10 protein-coding genes, 1 tRNA gene, 1 rRNA gene, 1 other RNA gene and 1 other annotated feature are annotated in these 9,285 nt (G+C 28.2%); of the genes, 12 read left to right on the top strand and 1 reads right to left on the bottom strand.

The genetic code is table 11. The features are described 5' to 3' along the window. The 11 genes from rrf to ABFX13_RS14215 form a co-directional block, all read left to right on the top strand. Positions 1-84 (top strand): 5S ribosomal RNA (gene rrf / locus ABFX13_RS14265); the annotation flags it as partial. Positions 85-173: 89 nt separating this feature from the next. Beyond that, the gene (locus ABFX13_RS14260; RefSeq protein ID WP_346047144.1) at positions 174-395 is read left to right on the top strand and encodes a hypothetical protein; all 222 of its coding nucleotides are present in this window, start codon (positions 174-176) and stop codon (positions 393-395) included. Positions 396-551: 156 nt separating this feature from the next. Next, complete coding sequence (locus ABFX13_RS14255; RefSeq protein WP_346047142.1) at positions 552-1,415, top strand: mechanosensitive ion channel family protein; 864 nt, start codon at positions 552-554, stop codon at positions 1,413-1,415. An 81-nt stretch (positions 1,416-1,496) separates the two neighbouring features. Then, positions 1,497-1,718 (top strand) — a binding site (T-box leader). A gap of 136 nt (positions 1,719-1,854) precedes the next feature. Then, positions 1,855-3,138 carry a serine--tRNA ligase gene (gene serS, locus ABFX13_RS14250; protein ID WP_346047140.1) on the top strand — a complete coding sequence of 428 codons (1,284 nt, stop codon included), beginning with the start codon at positions 1,855-1,857 and terminating at the stop codon, positions 3,136-3,138. Positions 3,139-3,340: 202 nt separating this feature from the next. After that, positions 3,341-3,796: a nucleoside deaminase gene (locus tag ABFX13_RS14245; protein ID WP_346047138.1), complete on the top strand. Its 456-nt coding sequence runs from the start codon at positions 3,341-3,343 to the stop codon at positions 3,794-3,796. Continuing rightward, positions 3,797-3,889, top strand: a tRNA-Ser gene (locus tag ABFX13_RS14240). A gap of 27 nt (positions 3,890-3,916) precedes the next feature. Next, an RNA gene (gene ffs / locus ABFX13_RS14235) (signal recognition particle sRNA large type) lies at positions 3,917-4,181 on the top strand. A 151-nt stretch (positions 4,182-4,332) separates the two neighbouring features. Beyond that, the gene (gene dnaX / locus ABFX13_RS14230; RefSeq protein ID WP_346047136.1) at positions 4,333-5,973 is read left to right on the top strand and encodes a DNA polymerase III subunit gamma/tau; all 1,641 of its coding nucleotides are present in this window, start codon (positions 4,333-4,335) and stop codon (positions 5,971-5,973) included. A 67-nt stretch (positions 5,974-6,040) separates the two neighbouring features. Beyond that, positions 6,041-6,382, top strand: coding sequence for a YbaB/EbfC family nucleoid-associated protein (locus tag ABFX13_RS14225; RefSeq protein WP_147548200.1), 342 nt, complete (start codon positions 6,041-6,043; stop codon positions 6,380-6,382). 11 nt (positions 6,383-6,393) lie between these two features. Next, positions 6,394-6,993, top strand: coding sequence for a recombination mediator RecR (gene recR, locus ABFX13_RS14220; RefSeq protein WP_147548199.1), 600 nt, complete (start codon positions 6,394-6,396; stop codon positions 6,991-6,993). 162 nt (positions 6,994-7,155) lie between these two features. Next, positions 7,156-7,383, top strand: a complete 228-nt coding sequence (locus ABFX13_RS14215; protein ID WP_147548198.1) for a hypothetical protein — start codon at positions 7,156-7,158, stop codon at positions 7,381-7,383. A 49-nt stretch (positions 7,384-7,432) separates the two neighbouring features. Here the strand turns inward: ABFX13_RS14215 and ABFX13_RS14210 are convergent, their stop codons facing one another. After that, positions 7,433-8,650 carry an MGDG synthase family glycosyltransferase gene (locus ABFX13_RS14210; protein WP_346047132.1) on the bottom strand — a complete coding sequence of 406 codons (1,218 nt, stop codon included), beginning with the start codon at positions 8,648-8,650 and terminating at the stop codon, positions 7,433-7,435. Positions 8,651-8,836: 186 nt separating this feature from the next. Between ABFX13_RS14210 and ABFX13_RS14205 the strand changes: the two genes are divergently transcribed. Next, positions 8,837-9,073, top strand: coding sequence for a glutaredoxin family protein (locus tag ABFX13_RS14205; RefSeq protein WP_147548196.1), 237 nt, complete (start codon positions 8,837-8,839; stop codon positions 9,071-9,073). Positions 9,074-9,285: the final 212 nt, after the last annotated feature.

Genomic DNA, 9,285 nt, shown 5'->3' with positions numbered 1-9,285 from the left:
CCCATTCCGAACACAGAAGTTAAGCTCTTTAGCGCCGATGGTACTTGGTGGGAAGCCGCCTGGGAGAGTAGGACGTAGCCACGTAATCTTTTTTATTTATTACGAAAAAGATTACATATTCATAAACCCTTATACATATCTTTTATTAAAGATATTAAAGGGGGGTAGGTTAAATGAAATTTAGCATTCAAATGTGTAGAGGTAACATTCTAGATATTATTAATTTAGCAGATAATAATAATTTAATTATAGAATCTATAGAACAAGGTCCTATAAATGATGATATTTCAAATATAAAAGTTGCTTTTTCAGGAAATAGTAGTGTTCATGATATAGATAAATTTGTTAGTGATATAAAAAATTGTAATTCATTTAATTCTTGTGAAACAATATAAAAACTATGCATATTCGCATAGTTTTTTTTATGATAAAAAATTCAAATTAAATTTATAAAACGTTTAAAAATGGAGTATAATGTTTAAAAATTTTGTAAAAAGATATATAATAACTTGATATAATTAAATATTATGTAAATTAAGGAGGTTGATTATATGGTGGTGGAAACTACATCGCAAGTATCTCAACAAACAGTAGAGACATTTTTTCATGCGGTTAAAAATAGTGGACCTAAGTTAATATATGCGATTATATTTTTTGTATTAGGTTTATATGCGTGCAAAATAGTAAAAAAATACAGCAAAAATTTTATATTAAAATATAATGTTGAAAGAGGTGTCGCTAACTTTATTTCTTATGGTATTTATGGAACAGGAATAGTAATGGTAGTTATGACATGTTTAGAGATTATTAACTTCCCAGTACAATCAGTAATGACTGTAATGGTTTCTTTATTAGGAGTAATCGGATTATCATTAGGTTTGGCATTTAAAGAAATATTATCAAACCTAGGATCGGGGATAATTATATTATTCTTTCAACCATTTAAAACGGGAGATTATATATGTGGATCTGGAGTTGAAGGAACAGTTTCTGATATACAAATTTTTAGTACTGTATTAAAGACTCCAGATAATAAAGCTATAATAGTTCCAAACTTTAAATTGACTAGTGACAATATAATTAATTATACTCATCAAGATAAAAGAAGAATAGACTTTTCATTTGATGTTTCATATGACAGTGATATAAAATTTGTAAAAAATGTTTTAGATAAAATTTTTAAAGAAGATAAAAGAATATTAGAAGATCCAAAACCAATCATAGGACTTAATACTTTAGGAGATAGTTCTATGAAAATAGTTGCAAGACCATGGGTTAAAACTGATGATTACTGGAGTGTATATTTTGATATTATGGAAAAAGTTAAAGAAAAATTTGATGAAAATAATATTGAAATACCATTCCCTTCAAGAGTTATATACTATAAAAATACAGAAGATAATTCTAAGAACTAATAAAAAAATAATAAAATTTTTGAATATTAGTATTGAAAGTTGATAATATATATAATATAATGATTAACAAATAGAACAACCAATAAAGCTATGAAGGAAAATAGTAAAAAGCAAGTTTGTATTCAGAGAGTGAGTGGTTGGTGAGAACTCATTACAATGGTTTTTGAATCCATTCCGGAGCTACTAATCGGAATTAATAGTAAGATTAGTCGTATACCTACGTTACAGGATTTAAGAGGTTTATATTTTTACAATATAAACAACTAGGGTGGCAACGCGGATAACAAGACTTTCGTCCCTTTTTTAAGGGTACGAAGGTCTTTTTTTGTATACATAAATACAAAAATTATCAGTGATGAAATTGTCACAATATCAATAAGGTTAACGTTATTTTCATGAAAATAAATATAAAAAATATTAAAAACAGGAGGAAGAAAAAATGCTAGATATAAAAAGAATCAGAGAAAATTTAGATGAAATAAAAAAAGCAATGCAAGTAAGAGGGGAAAAGGAATTTGACCTTGATGCTGTAGTTGAATTAGATAATAAAAGAAGAGAATTACTTCAAGAAGTTGAAGTTATGAAAAATGAATTAAATGTAGAATCTAAAAAAATACCTCAATTAATAAAAGAAGGTGTAGATGTAACTGAAGCTAAGGCTAAGTTAAAGGAATTATCAGATAAAATAAAGGGTGTAGATGAAAAAGTTAAGGAAGTAGAAGGGGAACTAGAATATAGATTAATGAGAATACCTAATGTTCCTCACCCAGATGTTCCACAAGGAACAACTGATGAAGATAATGTTGAAATAAGAACTTGGGGAGAACCTACTAAGTTTGATTATGAAAATAAAGCTCACTGGGATATAGGAACAGGATTAGGAATATTAGATTTTGAAACTGCAGGAAAAATAACAGGATCAAGATTTACTTTATACAAGGGATTAGGAGCTAGACTTGAAAGATCTTTAATAAACTTCTTCTTAAATACTCATACTGAAAAGCATGGTTACACGGAAGTATTACCTCCTTTCATGGCAAATAGAGCAAGCTTCATAGGAACTGGACAACTTCCAAAATTTGAAGAAGATATGTTCAAATTAGAAGGACTTGATTACTTCTTAATACCAACAGCAGAAGTACCAGTAACAAATATACATAGAGATGAAATATTATCAGTAGATCAATTACCAATAAAATACTGTGCATACACACCATGCTTTAGATCAGAAGCAGGTTCTGCAGGTAGAGATACTAGAGGATTAGTTAGACAACATCAATTTAACAAAGTTGAATTAGTTAAATTTGTTAAACCAGAAGAATCTTATGAAGAATTAGAAAAATTAACAAATGATGCAGAAACTATGTTACAAATGTTAGGATTACCATATAGAGTAGTTAGAATATGTACAGGAGACTTAGGATTTACAGCTGCATTTAAATATGACTTAGAAGTTTGGATGCCAAGTTATAACAGATATGTTGAAATATCTTCTTGTTCAAACTTTGAAGATTTCCAAGCTAGAAGAGCTGGTATAAGATTCAAGAGAGATAAAAAAGCTAAAGCTGAATATGTTCATACATTAAATGGATCTGGATTAGCAGTTGGAAGATGTTTAGCTGCTATATTAGAAAACTATCAACAACCAGATGGATCTGTAGTAGTTCCAGAAGTATTAAGACCATATATGGGTGTTGATGTTATCAAAAAAGAAGAATTATAATATTAAATATTAAAAATATATCTAAAGAAGGAGCTTAAAAATTTAAGCTCCTTTTTATTTAATAAAATTTAAGATTAGTATAATTTTTATTAAATTCTAGTAAGAATTTGTAATATTATAGAAGAATATGAATTTAAATTTGAGTTGAATTATAAATTTAATTATGGTAATATTAAATATGTTATAAGTTTTAGGAGGAAGCATGGATAAGTCGTTTTATATGAATGAAGCAATAAAAGAAGCATATAAAGCTTATGAAAAAGGCGAAACGCCTATAGGTGCCGTAATAGTAAAAGATGGAGAAATAATAGCTAGAGCACACAATTTAACTGAAACATTAAATGATTCAACTGCCCATGCGGAAATCTTAGCTATAAGAGAGGCTTCAGAATACTTAGGTGGATGGAGACTTATAAATTGTGACTTGTATGTAACTATGGAACCGTGTATAATGTGTAGTGGAGCTATAGTTCAGTCAAGAATAAAAAAACTTATAGTAGGAACTAAGCATATTAAAAATTTAAATATAGAAAAACAACATGAATTTAAAATAGATTATTTTAACACTTGTAATATAGAGGTAACATTTGGTATATTAAAAGAGGAATGTTCAAGTATATTACAAAAGTTTTTTAAGGAATTAAGAAAGCGACAGTAGGGAGAGATGGTCGAGTCGGTCGAAGGCGCTCGCCTGGAAAGTGAGTATACGGCTAAAACCGTATCGTGGGTTCGAATCCCACTCTCTCCGCCAAAAAACTTAATTATGGTTATAAGTTTGCTGTGCTAGACGGGAAGGTAGCGGTGTCCTGTAACCTGCAATCCGCTATAGCAGGGTTGAATTCCATCTAGAGGTTTATATATTGTAGGGCTGCCCTAAATAAGTGGTGTTGACACTTAGGTCCTGCGCAACGGAAGCTCATAAACCCCGCCAGATCCGGAAGGAAGCAACGGTAAGTGATCACTTTCGTGTGCCGCGGGGGTGCCTAAGTCGAGCTAACTGTTTAGGTAACGCCTATGATAGTAAGTCAATAGATGGTGCACAGCTTTAATATATAAAATAAGAATCCCTTATAGTTAAGGGATTTTTTTAATATAAAGATATATATTTAGTTTTTGTGTTAGATATAGATAAAATTATTGTATATTGGTATATAATAATATATCGGTATTTTAGAATTAAGGAGAGATAAATTTATGCATAAGGCACTTTATAGAGCCTATAGACCTCAAACATTTAAAGACGTTGTAGGACAAGAACATATAATTAAAACTTTAAAAAATCAGATACAAAATAATAATGTAGGACATGCCTACTTATTTTGTGGTACTAGAGGTACAGGTAAAACTTCTACAGCTAAAATATTTGCAAGAGCTGTCAATTGTGAAGATAGCGTTAATGAGGAACCTTGTAATGAATGTGAGGTTTGTAAGGATATATTAAATGACAATAATATGGATGTCATAGAGATAGATGCAGCATCAAACAATAGCGTTGATGATATAAGAGAAATTAGAGAAAACGTAAAGTATACTCCAGCTAAATGTAAGTACAAAGTATATATAATAGATGAGGTTCATATGTTATCTCAAGGAGCATTTAATGCTTTGTTAAAAACTCTAGAAGAGCCACCATCATATGTAATATTTATATTAGCTACAACAGAACCGCATAAAATCCCTGCTACTATACTTTCTAGATGTCAAAGATTTGATTTCAAGAGAGTAACTGTTAAAGATATGAGTTCTAGAATGAAAGAAATATGTGAAGATGTCAATGTAGAGGTAGATGATAGAGCTCTAAACTTAATAGCAAGAAATTCTCAAGGAGCTCTAAGAGATGCTCTTAGTATATTAGATCAGTGTATGTCTTTTAGTGAAAATAAGATAGAGTATAAAGATGTTGTAGATTTATTAGGAACTGTAAATGTAGAACAATTATTTGAAATGGCAGATTATGTTATAAAAGAAGATACAAAAAAGTGTCTAGAAATTTTAAATGAATTTGTAATATGGGGTAAAGACATAAAAAATTTAATTGATGATTTAATTGATCATTTTAGAAACTTAATGGTATGTAAAGTATCTAATGATTTAGATGAAATAATATCTTTACCAGAGGAGATAATAGATCAGTTAAAATCTCAAGCAGAAACAATAGAAACTAATGAGATTATAAGAATACTAAATATACTATCTGTTACTCAAGATGATATTAAAGCATCATCTAATCCTAGGGTTTTGGCAGAGGTTAGTATAATGAAATTATCTCAACCTATGTTTGATGATAGTAAGGAAGCATTATTAAAGCGAATATCTAACTTAGAAGAAGTTATAAGAAGTGGAAATATAACTGTAAATAATAATCAAGATAAAAAAGAACAGGTTGTAACGCAAGAAGAAGAAAAGTATGAAGAAAAAGAAGAGATATACTACGAAGAAGTTAAAAGTGAAGATGTTAAATTAGTAGAAAAGTCTTGGGAAAATATACTTACCAATATAAAAAAAGATAGAAATATGCCTGTATATGCAATACTAAGAGAAGCTAAAGACTTTAATGTTAATTCAAACACTTTATATATAATTTTTGATGATAAATTTGCATTTGCTAAGAATAAATTAAGTGATGTTAAGACACTATCTTATATAGAAGGTGTGGTTAGGGATACGATTAATAGAAGTTTTGGTATAAAAATAATATTAAAGTCAGAATCTAAAAATATAAAACTAGAAATAGAAAAAGAGGAAAAGGATAAAGGAGAACAAATACTAGAAGAAGTATTTCCTAAAGAGATACTAGATATAAAGCAAAGTGTAAGTGAAAATGAAATTAAATAATAAATACTATTATGATATAATAATAGCATAAATTAAATAATAAAGGTAATTAAGGAGGATTTTACATATGGCTAAAAAGGGATTCCCAGGAATGATGCCTGGAAATATGAATCAATTATTAAAACAAGCTCAAAAAATGCAAAGTGATATGCAAAAAATGCAAGAAGAGTTAGAATCTAAGGAAATAGAAACTTCTGTTGGAGGAGGAGCTGTTACTGTAAAAGTTAATGGTAAAAAAGAAGTTGTAGATATACAAATAAAACCTGAAGTTGTAGATCCAGATGATATAGAAATGCTTCAAGACTTAGTATTAAGTGCAATTAATGAAGCATTAAGAAATGTTGATGATATGCAATCTTCACAAATGAACAAATTAACTGGAGGAATGAATATCCCAGGATTATTCTAGTAGGTGATAAGATGCAAACTTATTCAGGACCAATATCAGCACTGATAGAAGAATTTTCTAAACTACCTGGTGTAGGAAGAAAAACAGCGCAGAGATTAGCTTTTCATGTAATTAATATGAATATTAATGATGTAGAAGCTTTATCAAAAGCTATATTAGAAGCTAAAAAAGAAATTAAATATTGTTCTATTTGTTACAATATAACAGATAAAGATCCATGTAGTATGTGTTCTAATAAAAATAGAGATAGTAGCGTTATATGCGTCGTTGAAGATCCTAGAGATGTGGCTGCCATGGAAAGAACTAAAGAATTTAATGGTCAATATCATGTGCTAAATGGAGTTATATCACCTATGGATGGTATAGGACCAGACATGATAAGGATAAAAGAACTTATTCAAAGATTAGGAAATCAAGATGTAAGGGAAATTATAATGGCCACAAATCCAACTATAGAAGGAGAAGCTACTGCTATGTATATAGCTAGACTTTTAAAACCAATGGGGATAAAAGTAACAAGAATAGCTCATGGACTTCCTGTAGGTGGAGATTTAGAGTATGCAGATGAAGTTACAATTTCAAAAGCATTAGAAGGCAGAAGAGAAATATAAAAAATCGAGGTTTGATTCTCGATTTTTTTATTTTTTCATAGAGTTATGTCATATTTTAAAAGAATTTTTGATATGAAAATTACAGTACAAATATTGAAGTAGAAATAGTTGTATTGTATAATCTGATTTATAATTTATTAAAAATTTTAATAGGGGTGCAAAATGAAATCAGCAATGAATTTTGAAGAGCATAAAGCTATGAAAGAGAAGCGAAACAAGAAAATGAAATCATCAAAAATTAAAGGTAAATATAGTGAATCTGATGATATGAGTCTTCTTATAAAAAAGAAGAGTAAGAAATCTTTAAAATCAAAAGAAAGTAATTTTAGAAATAACTACAAGCATTACCAATATGATTATGAAGAAGATTTTTATGAGCCAAGATACTAGGCTATTAAAAGATAAATAAAAAAAATCTGTAGGTATCTACAGATTTTTTTTATTTATCTTTTAATAAGTCTGATTCAACTAAATTTGCTATATTTTGTGAAGAGTTAAACTTTCGAATTGATTTTATATTCTTTTTAAGTATTTCTAATCTAGATGAATCATCTATAAGAACTTTTAATAAAACCGATAAAGAGTATTTTTTAGTTGTTCTTAATGCTGATCCACAGTTACATAAGAAATCTAAATTTTCTTCTTCTTGTCCAGGAATGTAATAAGGCACAATCATAGGAACATCTTTTAATAAAGCTTCAGTAGTTGTAAGACCTCCTGGTTTTGTTACAAGAACATCAATTGAAGCTAATATGTCATTCATTTTATTTGTAAAACCTAAAACTTTAACGTTCTTATCAATATGATGAGAATCAAGATTTTTTTCTAACTTTTCTTTAAGAGATTCATTTCTTCCAGTTATAACTAATATTTGAAAATCTCTATCAATACTAAGCATTTCAGTTAATGTTTCTTTAATATTTCCAGCACCAAAGCTACCACCCATTAAAAGTACTGTTAGTTTATCTTTATCAAAACCTAGCTCAGATAATACTGTTTCTCTATCCCTATTTTGTAAAAATGATTTTTCAACAGGTATTCCTAATGGTTTAATTTTATTACCATCTACACCCTCAGAAATTAACAATTCTTTAACATATTCATGTCCTACAACATAATAATCTAATTCATTTTGAATCCAAGTAGAATGAGTTGTGTAATCGGTTAAAACAGATATAAGTGTTGGAAATGATTCAGTATTAAAGTGTTTAATAAAATTATCATTAAAACTAGTATGAAACAATGTATGACTATTAGAATCTGTACATTGTTTTTTTAAAGTACTAAGTGCTATCATAGGGAATGGATGAGTACCTATTATTACATCAGGTTGTTCATCTAAAAGCAATTTTCTAAATTTTTTTGCCATAAAATTTGTAATCATATTATCTTTAAATTCGTTTTTAGAAGCTATGCCAGATTCCGAAAATCTATAAACTTTACCATACGCGTAAGGAGTATAGATCGCTGATTTTTCATAACCCCTAGAGATTATTTTATCCATAGTAGTATTAACAAGTTTTAAGCTATCTATGATTTTACATTCTATATTTTCTCCATCAATTGTTTTTTTGATTAATTCTTCTTTAATAGCTCTAGCTGCCCTATTATGCCCACCACCGGTAGAAGCAGACATAATTAATACTTTTTTGCTCATATTTAGAATCCTCCTAAAATTGGCTTTATAAATAAATTGTATATATGCATTAACTAAAAATAACATTATTTACTTAAATAGTAGTATTGACATATTTCATTTAATATTTAATACTAATCTAATATATGTTTATAAAAAATACAAGTAGGGTGTTTTTAAATTTAAAGAAGAGAAGGTGTGATGAAAATGAAAAAAGTAGAAGTTTTTAGCAGTAATACATGCAAAAATTGTGTAGATTTAAAGAACTATTTAAAAGCAAATAACATAGAATATATAGAGTATAATATATCTAAAGATCAAGAAGCTAGAAAAAATCTTATTCAGTTAGGGTATATGTCTGTTCCATTAACACTTATAGATGGAGAACATGTATTAGGCTTTGATAGAATAAGAATAGATCAATTATTAAATAAAAATAACTAAAAATATATGCCTAAATTTAGGCATATATGAATAAAAATTAATGTTAATTGGAAAGCTTAATTACATGAATAAGTTTATAACAATAAAAAAATAAAAAAAGTTTTAAAAAAGTATTGACGATATTAAAATGAGATGGTATAGTATTACTTGTCCTTGAGAAAAGGGCAAACACGAAAGACAAAATGAACTTTGAAAATTAAACAGTAGGTTAA

The organism is Paraclostridium tenue (genome assembly GCF_039521565.1).
GTDB lineage: Bacteria > Bacillota > Clostridia > Peptostreptococcales > Peptostreptococcaceae > Paraclostridium > Paraclostridium tenue.
Note: the sequence above shows the minus strand (reverse complement) of the source record. Positions and strands in the feature narration are given on the sequence as shown.

Excerpts from the sequence above, each read along its gene's own strand:
- ABFX13_RS14210 (WP_346047132.1), bottom strand. The coding sequence starts at position 8,650 with ATGAGCAAAAAAGTATTAATTATGTCTGCTTCTACCGGTGGTGGGCAT.
- ABFX13_RS14245 (WP_346047138.1), top strand. The coding sequence starts at position 3,341 with ATGGATAAGTCGTTTTATATGAATGAAGCAATAAAAGAAGCATATAAA.
- ABFX13_RS14215 (WP_147548198.1), top strand. The coding sequence starts at position 7,156 with ATGAAATCAGCAATGAATTTTGAAGAGCATAAAGCTATGAAAGAGAAG.
- ABFX13_RS14205 (WP_147548196.1), top strand. The coding sequence starts at position 8,837 with ATGAAAAAAGTAGAAGTTTTTAGCAGTAATACATGCAAAAATTGTGTA.
- ABFX13_RS14255 (WP_346047142.1), top strand. The coding sequence starts at position 552 with ATGGTGGTGGAAACTACATCGCAAGTATCTCAACAAACAGTAGAGACA.
- dnaX (WP_346047136.1), top strand. The coding sequence starts at position 4,333 with ATGCATAAGGCACTTTATAGAGCCTATAGACCTCAAACATTTAAAGAC.
- ABFX13_RS14225 (WP_147548200.1), top strand. The coding sequence starts at position 6,041 with ATGGCTAAAAAGGGATTCCCAGGAATGATGCCTGGAAATATGAATCAA.
- ABFX13_RS14260 (WP_346047144.1), top strand. The coding sequence starts at position 174 with ATGAAATTTAGCATTCAAATGTGTAGAGGTAACATTCTAGATATTATT.
- recR (WP_147548199.1), top strand. The coding sequence starts at position 6,394 with ATGCAAACTTATTCAGGACCAATATCAGCACTGATAGAAGAATTTTCT.
- serS (WP_346047140.1), top strand. The coding sequence starts at position 1,855 with ATGCTAGATATAAAAAGAATCAGAGAAAATTTAGATGAAATAAAAAAA.